We start from the raw sequence: 18,615 nt of genomic DNA, 5'->3' as shown, positions 1-18,615 counted from the left end.
TATTGCTGTTGAATAACTGCAAACCAAACCTTATCATCACTCGCTCACTATGCGAAAGCACTTCCATGTCCTTGAACAACCCATCCATATCCACTTTCTTATCTTCACCGATGTTTTTGATAAGACAATCAGCTTTATAAGTCGCTCCTACTACATACGCTAAACAGCCATAATACAAGTCACTTGAAATACTCAGTTGGTTGAATACATTTAATATCTTCAACGATTGTTCTTTATGCAGATCGCTTTTAAAATACAATTCTCCTGCTGGGGGTTCCTCATTGTCCAATGCTTTAACAATCGTTTGGCGTAAAAAAAGCGAACGATTCCCTTTTGCTTTCTCATCTAATGCTGTCCAATCATCTTCCGTCAGTGTGAGAGAGACCTTTTTAGTAATACCAATACTTGGACGACCCACAGGCTTTTTTTTAGTAAATAAAGCCCCTCTACAGTTTTTACAGTACGTCACAGGTACATCATTCACATAAATTAAGGCTACATCAATAGAACTCCCACAACGTTCACATACAAATAACTCTTTTTCACTCATAAGAACGCCCCTTTATTTTAAGTTACCTTTATAATACCACAAAAGGTTACCTAAAATAAATTAATAAAGTAACTTTTATTTTATTGACCACTTTCCATCACAGTCAGGACATTGCCAATACAAAATTCTATCGGCTGCTACTGTTGTCATAACGATTTTTCTTGTGAAGTGTGTGGCATTATAAGATTTTTGCTGTTCTTCCGGTATGGCATCTCCCTGTAAATTGGTATGACAGTGCGGGCAATACTCTAAGCTATCATTCAACAAATCCTGCTCTCCTCCTTCATGACTCTTATGGTCAGCTTAGCCGATCTCCCCTATGAGCGGGCTAAAGCCCTTCAAAAAACAAGTCCGTGTTGCAGTTGATCCATGCAAAAAACACGCACGGAACAACCGCAGCACTCATGACTTCGATGTTAATAGAAACAAGAAATTTTATCAGTTGGGGGTCCTACCAACAAAAAGCGCAAAACATACGCTAAGCAAATTCCGACATTAAAAAAGCCGAGTTTTCCTACGCTAAGGAAATTCGGTTTTCTTTTTGTACAAGCTAAGCTTTTTTAATTTGACATTAACGTTGCGTAATACTTTAACCTTGGAATATGGAGGTGAATTACGCTGTTTAAAACGGGGGAAGTTTATAAAAGGACGGGACTTACTGAACGTTCTATACGATACTATTCTAATTTAGATTTATTGAACGCAAAGAAGAATGACAATGGTCAGTTGGTTTTATGCAAGTCAGACTTAGAAAAAATTGTGCAAATCCTCGCTGCAAGTAAACCGCCCTTTCCCTCCAAGTTGAGTAGTGGTTTACTTTTTTTACGCTAATCGTCTTTAAAACACTTTTAATATATCAAAAACGAACATACGCGCTACTATTTTTCCTGATTTTGTATGTTTCCTACCATTGGTCGACTAAAACTATCTCTCCAATGCATATAAAAAAGCGTTTGGCTACGCCGAGAGGTTTCCCCAACAAAAGGGGGCGGGCTAAAGCCCTTCAAGCCCCCCAAAACATAAATAATCATTTCTTTTCTTCTTTATAAACGTTGAAATAAACATGTACAAAAATGCTTGTTTAACCAAGTACATTTTTGATTTCCTTTGTATATTACAACTTTACAGAGAGAGGCGAGCATGATAGCCTTGACCGATTAACCAGCCCTCGATATAGCTGGGTTCTAGGCTATCGAATCGTGCGAGTAGAGGCTCCGTGTCAAGTTGTAATTATTCACGCGCTTGTATAGAAAGGTAGTTAATCAGCAAAAATGTACATGCTTAGACTAGCAAACAAGACCGTAGTATAAGCTGCTCTTTTTGAGGGGCTTATTTTTTTATTTCACAAATACGCATTAAAAGTCCCTCTCCTCTATTTCTTCTTCAATACCGCCTTCAATTCGATTCGAAATTTCCAACTTGCCTTCACGTATATCATCTACAGGATTGACTAAGTTTTCTTTTGATTCTAAAACTGTTTGAATGGTTGTATTATTTAATTTCTGATTGATGTCAATAACAATTTTTTCGACAGTATCTAACTTGCTAGTCAAAATAGATAAAGTGCTAATCAGACTATCCATTTGTTGCTCTTTTTCGACCAAATTGCAAATGTAAGGTGTAAGTGTTCTTTCGATACCTAATTTTTCGAGTTTTGCGTAAACGTGATCAGGCATTTTATTACCTGTTAACGTCAATCGCTTTTTATCTGACATACTTTATCCCTACTTTTTAGTTTTGTCATTCAAGCTCAAAATTTCTAATGCTGTTAAATTGATTGTTCGAGCCGTTGGAGGGAAAACTTCATCCTTTGTATCTTCTAACAAATCACTTAAAAAGTAATGATTATTTTCCATAATCCCTTCATTAGTAATTTGTGTAATGGAATGTTTTATATAAGGCTCTAAAATAGGTGCCTCTCCACCAAAATAAATAAACTTTAAAGCTTCTCTTGTAGTCGTTTTAGACGACTCCATAACCTTATAAACTAATATATCAGAGTACTCTTGTAGCATTTGTACAATAGGCTCTGTTAATGTCACGCTAGAACCAGTATTCGGATTTTTATAAACATAACGCTGCGTCATATAATTATCGACTATAAATTGTTCCAAACTACGCAAATCCAAGAAGTGTTCAATAAGCTTTTCTCTAAATAACTTATCTAATCTACCCAAGTACGGCTCAACTTGTACCACTTGGAAGCTATCTGCATTAACAGGCGTATTTAATCCTTTAGCTAAAAGAACAGAATCAACAGAACCCCCACCAATATCAACTAGAACAACCTCATAAGCATCAAATTTACTAGCTTCAGGTCTTTTTTCAATAACGGTTACTTCATTATCTTCTTTTTTAACGATTTTATATTTTAACGCCCAACGACTAACTTCACTCTCTATATGACATTTTGCATTTTTAATATTTATCGTTAAATCTGTTTCCATACCTGGTGTCAATAATTTAACTGTATGTTCACCAATAAAACGATTTACCATTTTATTCTGTGCAATTGAAAATTTATTTTCTTTTTTCAAAAGCCACACTGGTAACATCATCTTCATATTATCTATTTCAATAGTTGATGTATCATTCTTATTATCACTATCATTTTCATTGATTTTATAGACATAAGTCATAGCTGCTAAAAACATTGCATAAGGAATATTACTATTTATTTTATCATGCATCTTTCCAACATGACTGTTAGCATAAGGACTAGCTTCTGCTAATTTACCAACCATAAAGAAATGCTCTTCACCGTTAATGATAGTAGAAATCACTAAACGTTTAAGTAAGTCTGCAGTATCCTCAACTTGATTAGTAAATAATCCTTCTGCTTGATCTTTAGAAATCTCTACTACACATGTAGGAATTTCAAAGTAGTAACTATCACATGAGAAGTTACCTGTTGAATTACCAAAGTCTGCATTTAATCTTTCGAAATTCATTTTATCCCACTCCTTCAATTAGTACACATCAGTGTGTACTTATAATCTAATTATAGCTAATTTTAGTAAAAGTGCAAGAGCTTTTCTACGTTAAGTACACATATAGTACACATTAAATGTTAAATAAATAAATTAAACCAAGAAAGAGTGCTGCACTTTCTGCCCCCATAATTTTAAAAGATACGGTCTTGCTACAAGCTGCCTAAACAAAACACAAACGTAAATGGAAATATGTAAAGGCACACTGGAGTATTAAATTAACCAGATTCAACAAAGGCAAATGTTTGATCGTTAGTAGGGCTATTGAATATAAGTTGTTGAAGGGAATGCATTAACTTTCCGTAACTAGCAAATTGTTCGATAACTTCAGTCCATTCCTGAACCACTTGAATAAGCTGCTTACGATATTGAGCTTTTGTTGCTTGTAGTAGCCCCATTGCATGCTGAATAAACAGGTCAACGGTTGTCCATCCAGTTTTTGAATAACGTCCTTTACCTGAAACAGTCTTTAGTATTTTTCTAGAAGATTTGATTACCTGGTTCAATGTGCTTTGTGAAATTCCAATGGCATCACAAATTTCTTTTTGTGTACGCCAAATAAACGGTTCAGAAGGGTTATTTTCTGCCGTGATATATGTAACTAAGTCTTGTTCCCACTCATTATAATGACTTCTTATACGATCTTTTCGGTCCTTTTTAAATTTGTACCAACCATTCCTTCCTGTATTCACTTTAATTGAATGGCCATTATATACATAAAGTTCTAATAATGCTTCAATGTACTCTTTACTTGCTCCCTTATATTTACCTGAATAAGCCGAGTTAATGATGCTGTTAATTGTTGAACCATTTAATGGATTAAGTAGGCGGTAATTATGCTCGTCAAGAAAGTCATAAGTACGTGATTTGTCCCATCCTTCGCTATAACAAACAAGAGCCAGTGTAAATAGCGCGTTATTACGTCCTATTTGCCCTTTTTGGCCTCTTATATCAACAGCTTTAATTAAAGCCTGGAACCATTCTGAATCTATCACAGAGGCTTTTGATAGCTTTGTAGGCACAACAAACAAAGGTCGTTCGTTGTTGTCATCGTAACGAGTAGACCAATTGATGAGTTCGGCCATGCTGTATGTATTAGTTAAAAGTGCAAATACAATATTAGAGACTTTTGGCAAACGAAAGAAACCAAAGTCGTTACAAAACACATCTGCATCTACATCTCTCAAACTTCTTTTTAGATTATCAGAGATCCGTTTGGCTACAGTTAAACCACGAAAATCGTTTTTATTTGAAATAAATAGTGGTTGCTTTAATACAAAGTACACTTGGTATCCTCGATCTGAAGCTACAATTAACGTTGGTAGTCCAATAGAGAAATCCATACATGTAAGTAAAATATCTTGTACCGTATGCTTTTTTGTATCAATATCAACTACAAATGTGTTAATTTGCAATAGGTTACGCTCTTCAAAACCATGAATCATACGTCTTGAATCATCAGAATATCCAAACTTGCGATACACGTTTGGTGTAAAATGTGTTAAATCTGTTGCATCTTCAAGTAATGTTTCTTTTGATGTGACAATATAACCCTTCACTTTGTTGGTTTGAAAGTCTTCTTTTGAACGCACGACAAAGACAGCACCTTTTTTTGATAGAGCATCAATTTTTGCTGCCTCTACTCGTTTAGGAAGTGGTGCATTTGAGTGTTTAGTTTTATATGTTGTTAACCCATTATGTAAGATCACATCATAGACCTCTTCAAGATTTACTGATACTGGTTCATATGTAACTGCTGCCTGTGCCATTGTTATACACCTCTTGCCCTTTAAAGTTCTATAGGACAAGTATAATAAATGCAGATTGCCAAAAATGGCCTTCTCTAAGAGGAAAACGCACCACTTTTTGGTACCCTCTGAACCTTACAGCCACAAGGGATTGCGAGTTTCATGAAAATTTGAATACTGTGACTGTTGGACGAGAAAACGCACCACTTTTTTGAAAACGCACCACTAGTTTATAAATTAATTAAGTGTCTTAAAAGCTGTTATACCAACGATTCTAGTTATATGAACAGTATTTTTTTGTATAGCTATTGGACGAACTACACATAGAAAAAAACAAATTTTACTATAGCTGTTGGACGGAATTTTCTACAAAACGCACCACTTTTGACTCCTTTTTTTCCCCAATACCAGTAAAATCAACGTTTATTGTATAGCTATTGGACGGAAAAAAATTTTACTATAGCTGTTGGACGGAAAACGCACCACTATTTTTTTTGTTTGTATAGCTGTTGGACAGAAAACGCACCACTATTTTGTTATTTAAATAGGTTATTGGACGGAATTCTATATAAAACGAACCGTTTGTATGATTAGTGGACATAATACGGTCATATCGATTAGTATATTTCCATTTCATTACAAAATTAATTAATAACGCACCACTTTGTATAGCTGTTGGACGGAAAACCACTAAAACGAACCAAAGTGGTTCGTTTTCTTTATTCAAACTTGGAGTTGGATTACACCACCAGGCATCAGCATCATAATAACAATGCAAAAACCAATTTAGTAGTTAAGTGGTTCGTTATTATTTGAAATACCGAACCATTTTGTTATAATAACTTAAAATGGATACAAAAGAGGTGTAATTTTTGAACCTAAAACAACTACCTGAACGCATGGTAATAAAAAAGGAATGGTTACCACTTGCACTTTATCAAGAAGCACAGTCTACATTTGCTCACTATGAAGCCGCCGGAAAATGGCAAAATGATGTTGAGATGATGGCTAAGGATATAAACTATGTGCCTTCTGATAGCTTCCAAGCTTTATATCAATGTGTGTATGAAACATTACTTCAAGGTAGACCTGCAACAAAGGTACTTTTACATGATGCCTTTATTAATTATATAGATTCTATTATGTATGAAGTTCAACCGTATCTTGAAAAGGAAAGACAAGAAGCTGAAGAAGAAAAATACCCGGAAAATACAAATGAGCCTTTAGTAGACGAACAAATGTCTTTTGACGTGATTGAAGATGCTATTGAGAATGACCGGATCTTTGCATCCCTAAATACAGACTACTTATTTATGCGTAATACCATTTCACAAAAGAAAAAGTTTGTTGAAACATCTGAAGGTACATATACTTCTGAAATTGTCGATACAAAAGGCGATTTAAGAGGGTTAGCCGAGCTAAGAGAAGATACAATTGAAATACCCGACCCTGAACAAGCTGAATTGTGGTTAAACCTTGTAGAATCAACTTTAAATGCTTTTGACGAGTTGACAGCAGATTTACTCGATATTATTTCGCATATGTGGTTGCTGCAATATAAGGATGAAGATGGTTATATTGAGTTTCATAGTGATGAAGTATTAAAGTTACGTCATGATGGGACTGAAGATAAACCATTAATTATTCGTGAACGTGATCGTTTCAAGATTATGAAACGAGTGGCAGCTCTTTCATCTATTTGGATTTCCATGCGTGATAATAATGTACGTGTTGTAAATAAAGAGAAAATTTCTGCCGAAGATGAATATGACTTTACTACATTCCATCGAATGTTTGAGATTAATAGCGTGAAAGTTGCCTACGATAAGATAACTGGTGAACCAAAAGGAATATATGCACTTAAAATAAAACCAGCCCCAATTTTACGTAAATACTTTGATAGCTCGCTCCAAACTTTCGTCTCACTTGATTTAAAGGTTATTCGATATAGCTATCACAATCAAAAAGAATTAAAACGACTAGGACGGTATTTAAGCTATCAGTGGAAAATACGTACACTCAGCAGAAATTTAAAACAGCCCTTTAAGGTAAAAACGCTCGTGGAAACGCTTGACTTCCCCACAAGTTACAATGGTGTCATTGTTCGAGAAAAATTAGAAAAGGTACTTGATGACTTAAAGGCAGACGGTATTGTTGATGAATGGTATTATTCCGAACCTGTTGATGAATCTAAGGTAGGGAAACGCGATTGGGTGAAAAAATATTGGGGGGAATTGAGCCTCATTATAATGCCACCCCAGGAGACAATTAATGAAAATCGCAAAAAAATTGGGCAGATGAACCTGATGATAGAAAAACAGCAACGTTTATCGAACGAAATGAAGTTACAAGCGAACCAATTACCTACACCACCTACAGAAAGAGCAGAAATGCCTAAAGGACCACTGTCACCACAGGCAATATCTGAAATCATAGAAGTGGAGAAATTAAGTGTACGAGCTGCAGCAGCTGAAATAGGCATAGCACATAGTACATTACTTCGTTATTTAAACAGCGAAATGAAACGCTATAATAAAAATAGTATGGCCAGGATGACGACTTGGTATGAAGCACATATAAATAAAACAAAGGGCAAATCTCCTATTGAGTAGATTTTGCCCTTTTTCTATGGATCGTTTGGAAAAATCGTATTTAAGGGTTTTAAATCATATGTTAGATTTTCTGAAAAATACAGATAGAGATTTCATATATTCAAACTATAAACAACAAAAGGGCTAAGAGTGTACATGTACCTCTCTTAACCCTTTTTAATAGTTTTCTTTTTCTTAGGAATAGTAGGGAATCCTGAACGTTCAGACGCTTTTTTAACACCTTCAAGAACCTTCTTCTTTTTATCTTCTGCACTCATTTTATAACCACCTTTCATTGTTAGTATGTCCAGCATTATAAAAATTTAAACAAACATATACAGATACCATTAACCATAAAATGAAATATGTCCTCAGTACAAAAAGACATTGTACTTAATCAATTTCGCTATTTGGGGGTGCGGGGGAGTGGAAAAAGAGAGTAGAGGGGAACGTATGTATCAAAAAAAACGGCCAGTTAAGCCGATTCTCAGTTCTGATTTAAAACATGTAATTTACAGTTTAAATTACATCACGGGTGTTCCAGTTCAGGATATTTGCCCGGAACTTTGTATGTTAGTCATGAAAGATCGAGAATCAATAGAAAGCTTGTCCAAGTATTTTAAGAGAGATTTTATATATGGCAACACTTTATTTCGAGGCAATTTAGAGAATGAGAGTATAGAAAAAAAAGTGAAAGGAAGCAAGGAAAGAGTATCAACTAAATTTACTCATGATGAGTATAAACCCATAGCATTACTTACATTTGCGCTAGAATGCAGTATATCTCGTACAGTGGCCGTTCTATTAGAAATAAGTATGAGTCATGTACGCTTCGTGAATAGGTATATAAAAAAATATTTACAAAATGAATTAGAAGAATGGCAAATTAGAGAATTCAAAGAGATATTGAGATATGTAAATAAGTATGGAGAATCACATTATTCCTGGGCTTCATTGCTAGAACATGTTGTGGAGCAAATTGGAACGCCATCAACTGCTTATAGGCTGAAAGAAATTTTCCGCGATTTTATCGACTTAAATTGGAGGGAATGAATAATCTAATCCTGGGTAATTTGTAGAGTAAAAAACACGCTCCTGGCATTTGATCAAACTACCTAAAATGAGCCTTATTCAACTAAACGCTCTTTATTGAATAAGGCTACTTGGTTTCAATAAGCATGTATCTTAATCTTTATTGATGTTTTCTGTATAAGTGCATTTTGGATAATTGGAGCAACCAAAAAATTTCCTTTCTCTTTTTTGGACAGAACGTACAAACATAGGACTCCCACATTTTTTGCATTCTCTGGGTGCAGGATTAACTGTTTCGTAGATTTCTCTAGGTGTTTGTGATGGATTAATTTTTAAAATCATTTGGCTTAACGCATTTCGATTAATCAATTTGACGCAGCAGGCACTTCCTAGAATTCCTGCTTGCTTGGTAAATTCTGAATTTGTAACAACCCAGGCTTCATCAGCTCCATAATAAGCACGTGCAGCATATATTTCTTGAACCGCCCCTAAACTAACGCGATTTCCATAACCATATCGTTTAGCTTGGACAACAATCTTTTTCGTTCCTTTAGTCAACACAAGATCAGCACCATAGTCACCACTTTTCGGTGTAACAGTTACGTGGTAACCACTTCTGGAAAACAACACTTTTAAATAGGCTTCAAATTGAAAACCATCCATCAAATCAATATCTCGAATACCTGAACGAGCTATATTTTGTTCAAGTTGCTTGCGTTTCAAAATAGTAAATAGAGGTTTACTACCAACCATTATCAAAATAACTATCATCAAAAAGAGGCTAGATTGAACCGACAATTATCTCATATCCTTTCTCAGCAATCCCTTAAATAAAAAAGGACTCACCAACATTGGCGAATCCTTTAAATGCTAATTAAACTAAATAGAACTTAACTAAAATCAAATTCAATCTTAAAATCTTTATTTAATATTAATTTAGCATCAAATTCTTTTCCTGATTTACCTCTAAACCCTTTTATTTTGCTAGTTTTTCCTTTTATAACTAAATCAGTTAAGTGCTTTTCTGTTAGTTCTTTGTTGCTGATTGTTTTAAAAATTGAGAAGTTGCAACCAGTTTTAGAATATTGAGTACAACCTACCACTTTTCCTTTATCAACAACCTCTCCCTTTTTACATTTTGGACACGTTGCATTTTGAGGGAATATAAAGCCGATTGAACCGTCAACATTTAGCTTTAATATAGCTGCAAATTCTTTGCCCTCTTTTGATTTAAAACCTTTAATAACACCTGTCTGCCCTTTTTCAATTAAATCAAGTATTTGTTTGTCAGAAAGGGCTTTATGAGCAATCGTTTTAAAAATAGAAAAATCGCAACCGGTATCATTAAATTGAGTACAACCAACTAATTTCCCTTTATCAACAACCTCTCCTTTCTTACATTTTGGACAAGTTGGGTTTTTGGGGAATATAAAGCCTACAGTACCGTCTGCATTCAGTTTTAATATAGCTGCGAACTCTTTGTCCTCTTTTGATTTAAAACCTTTAATAACGCTTGTTTGCCCTTTTACAATTAGATCAAGTACCTGTTTGTCAGTTATCGATTTCTTAGCAATTGTTTTAAAAATAGAGAAATTGCAACCTTCTTCTTTATATAGAGTACAACCATATACGGATCCTTTATTTATAACCTTGCCTTTTTTACACTTTGGACAGGTAGGGGCATCTGCATCCTTTGCTTTAAATTCAGTTGTTTTAAGGTTTTCAGTGATTTTTTCATTAATGTTTGTTACTTCTTTTTCGATGGTCATTATAAATTCCTCACCTTTCAAAGTCCCATTTTCAATGTCCTTTAAAGATTTTTCCCAATCCGCTGTAATCACAGGGCTTACAAGGCTTGTGCCCTCTACCAACTTGCAAATCGAAATTCCTATATCTGTTACAAACACAATATTTTTATCCGTTAAATCCAAGTAACCATTTTTGAAAAGCTTTTTAATTGTTTCATCACGAGTCGCTGCTGTTCCAATACCTTTTATTTCAGATAATATATCCCGTTCCTCACTATATTCTTCATTATCCAGAGTGCGTCCAGGATACTCCATTAACTCGATTAAATCACCTTTGTTGTATGCTTTTGGCGGTTTTGTACGTCCTTCAGTAGTTAAAGGAACACCATATACGTTTTGTCCTTCAGAAACATTGGGTAAAATTATATCTTTAGAATCTCCGTCTTGTAAGATCTCCTTCCAGCCACTTACTTTTTCGATACGGCCAGTTGTATAGAAGGACACTTCATTGATATTCGTTACAATTTTTGTTTCTTCATACTTGTAAGGAGCCATAAAAATAGCTGTGGCACTTTTAACAACCTCTAAATAAACATTACGCTCCTCCGTTGACAATTCGACTAAATCTGCGATTTTTCGGGTAGGCAGAAGTGCATAATGGTCTGTTAATTTACTAGCATCAACATGTTTTTTTAACGGTTTAAAAATTGGCTCAAATTCAATATTAAGTAGGGTTTTTAAATCACCGACTAAATCTTTTAAATACTCATATTCATTTTCACTTATATATTTTGAATCGGTACGTGGATATGATAAGACACGCTTCTCGTAGAGAGATTGCGCTATATTTTTTGTCATATCAGGATCGTACTTAAACTTTTTAAATGCTAGTTTTTGAAGTGATGATAAACTCAATAATGCAGGCGCATTTTGTGTCTTAGTTTCTTTTATGACACTAGAAACAATGGCCTCCAATTTTTTATCTGAAGCAAGCTCATTTTTTTCTAAGAAGCTTTTTAATTCTGCTTTAGTAGCAAATTTTAATCTAGATTTCCCTTTGTAATCGCCTTGCTCTAAAACAAAATTAGCATCCAACTCATAAAATGGCTTAGAAATAAAATTTTCAATTTCCGTTTGACGTTGATAAACCATTGATAAGACTACTTGCATATTTCGTCCAATTGCGATTTTTGGTAAATTGGGTGTTTTTTCATTTGCTTTTAAAGTGGCAAAGCGACTCGTATTCATACCTAAATACCAATCACTAATTGCTCTGGCTTTTCCACGCTCAAACCTTAGTAAATCTTTCTCTATTGGCTCTAAATTCCGGAAACCATGTAATACTTCACTTTTTTCTTCTGACGAAATCCACAGGCGTTTAAGCGTCTTATTTGATGTATCAATTTTTGCTGTTTCAAGAATTGCAAAGAAAATATGAGTACCCTCGATTCCAGCGTCTGTTGCGTTAATTATTATTTTCGCTGAAGCCAAATGTTCCTTCATAGTGTTAAAAAGATTCCTTTTGCCCTCGTCTACTTTGTACTCGTATTTCTCCGGCTTTATTGGTAAGTCATCCAATTTCCATATTTTATACTTAGGATCATAATCATCTGGCTCTTTTAAAGTTACTGAATGGCCAACTGACCAAACAAGAGTAGCACCATTAGGCAGTAATTCAGATTTTTTAATATCAAAGTAATGTTCATGTTGACGCTCTATTCCTAACGTGCTACCAATATTTCTCGCTTGTGACGGCTTTTCACATAAAATAACAACATTCATTTTAACAATCATCCTTTACTAATTAATTATGAGAAATAAAAAAAGAATCACCTGTTTGTGACTCCTTACAACGATTCTTCATTTTTTCTAAAATAAGTGCCAAATAGCAAAACTTATCCCACATCCTTCACATTTATGTGATGTTCGTCCCAACGTTTGCTTTTGTGCATATATTTTTTGTTCCCTTTCACACCATGGACACTCTACACTTATTGCTTCATATTCGTATGCAACAATATCCATTAAAAATAAGGCATAATTACTTCCCCAACCTATCTTTTCAAGACAACTAGAGAATTTCTTAGACTTGAACCAACCTTCTTTGTGGTTTGGCTTTAATGACTTATTTTCACACCAGCTGTAATATAATCTTTTAATCGCTTCATTTCGAACATATGGCAAATCATATGTCCAGTCGTTAGTATTATTTTTTTTATCGTAAAAAAGACAATAAATTATGTCTGTCCACGCTTCACCAACTATTAAGCCTGATTCTTTATCCTCAAAATAAATCTTTTTAGGATCAAAAATTATACCCTGATTTAAACAATCTGACTCGCTATCTTCTATTTTTTGTTCTTCACTTATGAAATATTTTTCTAGGAATAACACCCATTTTTCACCGTTCAAAATCTTTTCCCAATCTGATGACTCAATAGTAATAATATTCACTTGTTTAACAGCATTCTCCATTATTCCACCTCGTATTTTTTCAAATTGAATTGTCCTCAATAACTCCTTAATCATCCTAAAAGAACAGGGATTCTTTTATATACTTTTTAAGAGGCTTGGTAGGACAAGCCTCTCTTATTTTTTGCAATAAAAATAACGCTAGTCTTTTGACTGCGTTTACTGTGCTTTAATTAGCGTTCATATTCTTTAATGATGTTTAACATGCAAAACTTTATTTTTGTAGATTGAAATAATGGCCACTTAAAAGTAATTCAAAAATTGCTTCTAATACTTGAACTACTATACTATTTCCTGCTTGGTGATAAAGAGTACCATTTCGACAACCTTCTTTTGACGGATGCTCTTTCAAAGCTGCTTCGTAATCAGCATCATCAAATCCCATCAATCTCCAACACTCTCGTTCTGTTAAATACCTCCAACGACCATCTTTCGTTCTTACAACACCACTATTTGGATATCTCACTTGCTTAGTAGTAATTGTGTAAACAAATTCCTTTACTTCTTTCAACATTCCACCATAAGTGCCAGGAACAATAGGTTGGTTAGGAAGCTTTTTAAGCATACTAGGCTGTGTAACAATATACTTTTCATCGACATCATCTTCTAGGAATTCTTTGATAGATTGCATTGGTGTTTTCTTGAGCTTTGCAAAATCGAAATGTGCCCCATTTAAAATTGATATAGTGAAAAGCCTTTCCCTAGCTTGAGGTATGCCGAAATCACGAGCATCTAAAACTTGATATGAATTGGTATAACCTAAATTCTCCATATCCATTAGATATTGATTAAAAGATTGCACCATATTTTTCGAAAGTACATTTTTTACATTTTCCCAGATTACTACTTTCGGTTTCAACACTCCTAAACTTTTAATAATTTTAATAGTTTCAAACATAAGTGAACTTCTAGTGCCATCTTCCACGTTTCCACCGTACTGTTTACCAGCTATTGAAAAGTCTTGGCATGGACTACCATGTACTAAAATATCTGGTTTCAATGTATATCCAACAACATTTTCGGGTTTGTATCGATTGTCAAACATAGCGTTGTAAGTTAGCACTGCTTTTTCATCCCACTCAACATAATCAAGGGACTTGTGTTCTACACCTAAATTGATAAGTGCTTTTCTCGGTGCTCCTATACCACCAAATAATTCTAGAATTTTTAATTTTTCTTCATTTATCATTTTAATTATCCCTCGTCCTTCTCCATGCAATATATGTTCAGCAAAATTTTTTCGCAATTGCCTGTATTACATTAATGGTTACACTATTTCCTGCTTGCTTGTATAGTTGCGAGTCTGAGTTAACAGCTGCAGCTTTCTCAAATGCTTCATCTGGAAAGCCTTGTAATCTCCAACACTCTTTCGGTGTCAGCCTTCTAATTCGAAATTCTTCTGTTAACACTCCTTGTTGGCAAGTAGTATCTAATGTATTCGCAATCCCTTTTCCTACACGCCCTCTACGAGTTTTCGAGTTAGGTACACTGAAATTTACACTATCACCTGGATTAGCTATATCATATCCCTTTGTAGTAGCTTCCTTAATAGCTACCCCATGACGATCTTGTGCAGTGATTGTAAACATAGGTTCGTCTGGTCCTTTGATACGTCTACCATTTTGCCTTTTCTCTACCCGATCTGGTGTAAGGATAGGTAAACATATTTTTTGTACAGGTGGTTTGGTATTGATTGGACTAAACCCTTTAACGTGATACACACGATTGTTTTGCTCCTGTTTACCAGGTAGCTTACCTACTGTACGAATTACAATTTGTTTTGGGTTCTTTGCATCCGATGCTAATAAAGAACCTATTATTCCTTTAGAATCATATACTAATTCTCGTTGACTTTGAGATGCTTGATGATTCTTTTGTGTACTACCAAAGATTATTATTTTTGATTTGCTATCAGAGCCTTCACTTTCTCGTCCGATAGGAAATACTTTTCGGGTACTTGTTCCTCTAAGATGTGCGACAATGAAAATTCGTTCTCGATTTTGTGGCGTTGGGCGTTCTTTTGTTGAGAAGTCTTTAGTGTTAAGCACTTGCCATTCAACGTCATACCCAAGTTCATCCAACGTATCGAGGATAATTCCGAACGTTTTCCCTTTGTCGTGAGATAATAGCCCTTTAACGTTTTCAAGGAATAAATACCGTGGTTGGATTTGTTGAGCTGCCCTTGCAACTTCAAAGAACAATGTTCCTCGAGTATCTTTAAATCCTTGTCGCTTTCCAGCAACGCTGAATGCTTGGCATGGAAATCCTCCACAGATAATATCGACTTTTCCTCTAAATTTGCTGAATTCTTCATCTGAAACTGTTGTAATGTCATGTGCAGTCCACTCTCCTTCTGTGTTGTGTATAGCTTCGTAAGATTTTCGTGCAAACTTATCCCATTCGACATAACCGACACATTCATGTCCAACGGCTTCCATTCCTAGTCGGAAACCACCAATCCCCGAAAAAAAATCTAAAAATCGCATATCTTTTTCACTCCCGATGTACTATAATGAACAACGGGCAGGAACTCACGTTCTTATCCAGTGATTAAGAGGCTCGCTATTACGCAAGCCTCTTTTTTCGTTTGAGGTAAATTCCCAAACGCTTGGTATTTTAGACATAAAAAATAACGCTAGTCTTTTGACTGCGCTAACTATGCCTTTTTTAGCGTTCATATTCACTAGATATTTTACTTCTTCGACCTTTACCTTGTTCATAACAATGGCTAAAGGAAAGTAATTCATTTATCTCCATATCGCTAATGTTTTCATTTTGATAATGTTCAGCATGATGCAAAACTTTATTTTGTAGCTTGAAAGGAATGTTTAGTTGGTCAGCTTGTTCTAATTGGTATCGAATACTTTGATTGCTCTTTTCTACTTCAGCATGATCTTCTTCACGCTCTGCTACAAGTTGATTTCTTCGCCAGTAATGTAAACTTTTAAGCGTACTTAACTGCTCATTGATTAATTTTTCACACTCATTAGAATACAATGCTAGGTCCTTTAAAAGCTCTTGATGTTGTTGTTCAGTTAATTTGTTCTCTGCTAGTAATTGCTGGTAAGGACTACTATAATAACCATCCCCAATATCTAATCGATCTGGGTTAACTAAGTCAATCTTATCTCCATTCGGAATCAATACATGGTACCTTGTTTTGAGATAACCGTAGGCTTTTTCTTTATCATGAAACACATTCTCTTCAAGTTGGGCCATGCGATTATTCCCTTCAGCAAACCCCATTAATTCATTAGATTTCAATTCGCTTTCTGACCATTGAATCAAAATTTGTGGTGTTTTAGCCATTTGCTCATTTACAAGCGTGAATTGTGTTTGGAATGTATCATTGAACAATTGCACAAACTCTTCATTCACCTGCGAGAAAGCAAGCAATTTTTCATGTTCAATTTGGCCTCTTGTCAACATAGCAACTTCATTTAGCAAATCATCTTCAGGAATAATACGCAACTTGGCATTAGACAACGAGCCGTATTCGACCAGCAACCAGTTTGACCCAGATGTAGCTTCTTGTTCTTTGTGTTGCAATTTTTTCTCATCAGTCGGTTGTAAACATGCCATACTTTGCGCCACACGAACAGCATTATCCGTCAATTGCCGTTGCCAAGCACTGGCTTTAGGTGACCAGCGGAAGCCATGACTTTTCAGCTCGTTGCGTATTTGTTCACTGGGTCTTTCATCAAAGAAAATACGTAATCGATTTTCTTCTTTATTCGCTTCTACCTTCCCACCTTCAAATACCCATTCACCATAATCCTTTTCCTTGCTTGTTATCAATGTTTGGATCCGTTTCTTTAATCGACGAATCTCCGCATTATTGTTGGTAAGCTGGTATGATTCAAACGGTTTCGGCTCACTTCTCCAACTACTCGACATGTTCACTTTTAACTTTTCAACTTCTGATTTTGATAAATGAGGACAGTCATCTAAGGTCTTATATTTGCGATAAAAAGCATTGGTCGCTTTCATTTTTTCTTGCCACGCTTCCAATTTCACAATTTTCGCTTCTAGTTTTTGAACTACTTCAGGATCATCCGAACTGATTCCACCTCTACCTGTACTTTGAATTTTGTCGAGCAAACCTTGAATCGCTCGCCATTCTTCCATATTCTTATCCCTTGCAATATTCTGTTTTTCTTTTTTCTTGGTTGGAAAGTTTCCTCCCCCTGTAATCATCATAGAAGGGACACGTGCATTAATTTCAAAACTTTTATTCAGATTTTCTGCAAGTTTTCGTGCATACGTGTCAAGTAAACCATCAATCTTATCGTGAAAAGATGCATCAACTTGTAACTTTTGTCGTTCTGCGATTTTTATCGCTGCATCAATTGACTGCCGATAATTTTTGGTCGCACTTCCAGGCAGATAGTCAGAAAAACTGTTGGCTTCTTTTGCACGACGTGCTGCTTCTTCATCGATAGAATAATAGATACTTTCAGTTGGTTTTTCTTGTAATTCCTGTTCTTGCGCTGACTGCGTGGGTTCGTTTACCTCTTTGGAATGCTCTATTTCTTGAAAATGTGCATCAATAATTTCTATAAATTCACATGCTGCTGTTCTAACACCATTAAGTAGCATTTCTTTATCTTTTAATTCTTTACCTTGTTGTGTCCATCTGGCCAAATAGGAAAGGCTAAAATTCTCAGTATCGATGCCGTATCGACTAGCCACGACATAGGACACCATTTCTGCTTGAAATTCACGTTCTGCTTTAGTAAAACTATCTCGAACATCAGGTGTATGTAATCTTGCATGTGCTAATTCATGAAGTAACGTAGTGACATTCTCATATACTGTATTTCTTGGATTAAGAGCAATCTTTTTTTCATTTGGATATGCAACACCTTTCGCTGTTCCTAATTCACGTGGAGGTTCAGACAATATTTCAAATCCTAAGTTTTTAGAAACTTTATGCATAGCTGCTAACAACTCATCCTGATTCTCTATTACTCCATCCTGATAGTACTGTCCAAAAATTTCAGAGACGGGCATCCCTTTCTCCCTTGCATCCGTTTGAGTATATTCAAACACGTGCCCAATTTTGAAAAATAACTTTTGTTGAGTTTCTAGCGCTCCATTTTTAATTTGTATTTTTTCCCTTGGATCGGCGTATTGAACTTGTATCCACTCCCCACCTCGATTAAAGTAAGTCACAGGAGTGGGAACAAATATTTGAATCCCTTTTTCACCTTTTTTAACTGATGCGCCCTTGTCCTGCCAAAATTTAAACGAACCAACTGCACTGGCACCTCTGAATTGATTTTGAATCAAAGCCATGTTACGCAAGGAATAATTATAAAAAATAGACATAAAAACTAGATGCTCTTTTAGTGCATCCTCCGATACAAAATAGGAGCTTAGTTGATTGGTCATTTTATTTGATAATTCTTCAATCTCTTTTTGCTTTTCTTCTGCTGTTTTTGCTGTATATTTTTTTTGTTTAATAGCCATTCGATTTTTCTC

Annotated in this window: 13 protein-coding genes and 1 pseudogene; 3 read left to right on the top strand and 11 right to left on the bottom strand. The window is 35.1% G+C overall.

Annotation, left to right across the window (positions count from 1 at the left end; all coding sequences use genetic code 11):
- Positions 1-550, bottom strand: a pseudogene (locus tag C9J37_RS18580) (hypothetical protein); the annotation flags it as partial.
- Positions 551-625: 75 nt separating this feature from the next.
- On the bottom strand, positions 626-817 hold the full coding sequence (locus C9J37_RS18575) for a hypothetical protein (RefSeq protein WP_107896553.1): 192 nt from the start codon (positions 815-817) through the stop codon (positions 626-628).
- A gap of 345 nt (positions 818-1,162) precedes the next feature.
- Between C9J37_RS18575 and C9J37_RS29730 the strand changes: the two genes are divergently transcribed.
- Positions 1,163-1,381: a MerR family transcriptional regulator gene (locus tag C9J37_RS29730; RefSeq protein WP_107896552.1), complete on the top strand. Its 219-nt coding sequence runs from the start codon at positions 1,163-1,165 to the stop codon at positions 1,379-1,381.
- Between the two features lie 524 nt (positions 1,382-1,905).
- On the opposite strand, the gene C9J37_RS18565 is transcribed toward C9J37_RS29730, so the two are convergent.
- From C9J37_RS18565 to C9J37_RS18555, 3 genes are all read right to left on the bottom strand, one after another.
- Positions 1,906-2,265: a hypothetical protein gene (locus tag C9J37_RS18565; RefSeq protein WP_107896551.1), complete on the bottom strand. Its 360-nt coding sequence runs from the start codon at positions 2,263-2,265 to the stop codon at positions 1,906-1,908.
- Positions 2,266-2,274: 9 nt separating this feature from the next.
- A complete protein-coding gene (locus C9J37_RS18560) occupies positions 2,275-3,501 on the bottom strand; it encodes an Alp7A family actin-like protein (protein ID WP_107896550.1) in 1,227 nt (408 codons plus the stop codon).
- Between the two features lie 257 nt (positions 3,502-3,758).
- Positions 3,759-5,309 (bottom strand): primase C-terminal domain-containing protein, encoded by a 1,551-nt coding sequence (locus tag C9J37_RS18555; RefSeq protein WP_107896549.1) that lies wholly within the window; start codon positions 5,307-5,309, stop codon positions 3,759-3,761.
- An 851-nt stretch (positions 5,310-6,160) separates the two neighbouring features.
- Between C9J37_RS18555 and C9J37_RS18545 the strand changes: the two genes are divergently transcribed.
- Together C9J37_RS18545 and C9J37_RS18540 are read left to right on the top strand one after the other, a co-directional pair.
- Positions 6,161-7,900 (top strand): hypothetical protein, encoded by a 1,740-nt coding sequence (locus C9J37_RS18545; protein WP_107896547.1) that lies wholly within the window; start codon positions 6,161-6,163, stop codon positions 7,898-7,900.
- A 405-nt stretch (positions 7,901-8,305) separates the two neighbouring features.
- A complete protein-coding gene (locus C9J37_RS18540) occupies positions 8,306-8,932 on the top strand; it encodes a hypothetical protein (protein WP_107896546.1) in 627 nt (208 codons plus the stop codon).
- A 132-nt stretch (positions 8,933-9,064) separates the two neighbouring features.
- Here the strand turns inward: C9J37_RS18540 and C9J37_RS18535 are convergent, their stop codons facing one another.
- The 6 genes from C9J37_RS18535 to C9J37_RS18510 form a co-directional block, all read right to left on the bottom strand.
- Positions 9,065-9,682: a restriction endonuclease gene (locus tag C9J37_RS18535; protein ID WP_107896545.1), complete on the bottom strand. Its 618-nt coding sequence runs from the start codon at positions 9,680-9,682 to the stop codon at positions 9,065-9,067.
- Between the two features lie 119 nt (positions 9,683-9,801).
- Entirely contained in the window at positions 9,802-12,441 is a 2,640-nt protein-coding gene (locus C9J37_RS18530) for a type IA DNA topoisomerase (RefSeq protein WP_167397361.1), read from the bottom strand.
- A gap of 87 nt (positions 12,442-12,528) precedes the next feature.
- The gene (locus C9J37_RS18525; protein WP_107896543.1) at positions 12,529-13,134 is read right to left on the bottom strand and encodes a hypothetical protein; all 606 of its coding nucleotides are present in this window, start codon (positions 13,132-13,134) and stop codon (positions 12,529-12,531) included.
- A 211-nt stretch (positions 13,135-13,345) separates the two neighbouring features.
- Complete coding sequence (locus C9J37_RS18520; RefSeq protein WP_107896560.1) at positions 13,346-14,320, bottom strand: DNA cytosine methyltransferase; 975 nt, start codon at positions 14,318-14,320, stop codon at positions 13,346-13,348.
- Between the two features lie 37 nt (positions 14,321-14,357).
- Positions 14,358-15,617, bottom strand: a complete 1,260-nt coding sequence (gene dcm, locus C9J37_RS18515) for a DNA (cytosine-5-)-methyltransferase (RefSeq protein ID WP_107896542.1) — start codon at positions 15,615-15,617, stop codon at positions 14,358-14,360.
- A gap of 181 nt (positions 15,618-15,798) precedes the next feature.
- A complete protein-coding gene (locus C9J37_RS18510; RefSeq protein WP_107896541.1) occupies positions 15,799-18,603 on the bottom strand; it encodes an LPD25 domain-containing protein in 2,805 nt (934 codons plus the stop codon).
- Positions 18,604-18,615 lie beyond the last annotated feature (12 nt).

Source organism: Lysinibacillus mangiferihumi (genome assembly GCF_003049665.1).
Taxonomy (GTDB): Bacteria; Bacillota; Bacilli; order Bacillales_A; family Planococcaceae; genus Lysinibacillus; species Lysinibacillus mangiferihumi.
Note: the sequence above shows the minus strand (reverse complement) of the source record. Positions and strands in the feature narration are given on the sequence as shown.

Bases quoted from the DNA above. Each gene is read 5' to 3' on its own strand.
- C9J37_RS18565 (WP_107896551.1), bottom strand. From the start codon at position 2,265: ATGTCAGATAAAAAGCGATTGACGTTAACAGGTAATAAAATGCCTGAT.
- C9J37_RS18530 (WP_167397361.1), bottom strand. From the start codon at position 12,441: ATGAATGTTGTTATTTTATGTGAAAAGCCGTCACAAGCGAGAAATATT.
- C9J37_RS18520 (WP_107896560.1), bottom strand. From the start codon at position 14,320: ATGATAAATGAAGAAAAATTAAAAATTCTAGAATTATTTGGTGGTATA.
- C9J37_RS18525 (WP_107896543.1), bottom strand. From the start codon at position 13,134: ATGGAGAATGCTGTTAAACAAGTGAATATTATTACTATTGAGTCATCA.
- C9J37_RS18510 (WP_107896541.1), bottom strand. From the start codon at position 18,603: ATGGCTATTAAACAAAAAAAATATACAGCAAAAACAGCAGAAGAAAAG.
- C9J37_RS18555 (WP_107896549.1), bottom strand. From the start codon at position 5,309: ATGGCACAGGCAGCAGTTACATATGAACCAGTATCAGTAAATCTTGAA.
- dcm (WP_107896542.1), bottom strand. From the start codon at position 15,617: ATGCGATTTTTAGATTTTTTTTCGGGGATTGGTGGTTTCCGACTAGGA.
- C9J37_RS18535 (WP_107896545.1), bottom strand. From the start codon at position 9,682: ATGATAGTTATTTTGATAATGGTTGGTAGTAAACCTCTATTTACTATT.
- C9J37_RS18560 (WP_107896550.1), bottom strand. From the start codon at position 3,501: ATGAATTTCGAAAGATTAAATGCAGACTTTGGTAATTCAACAGGTAAC.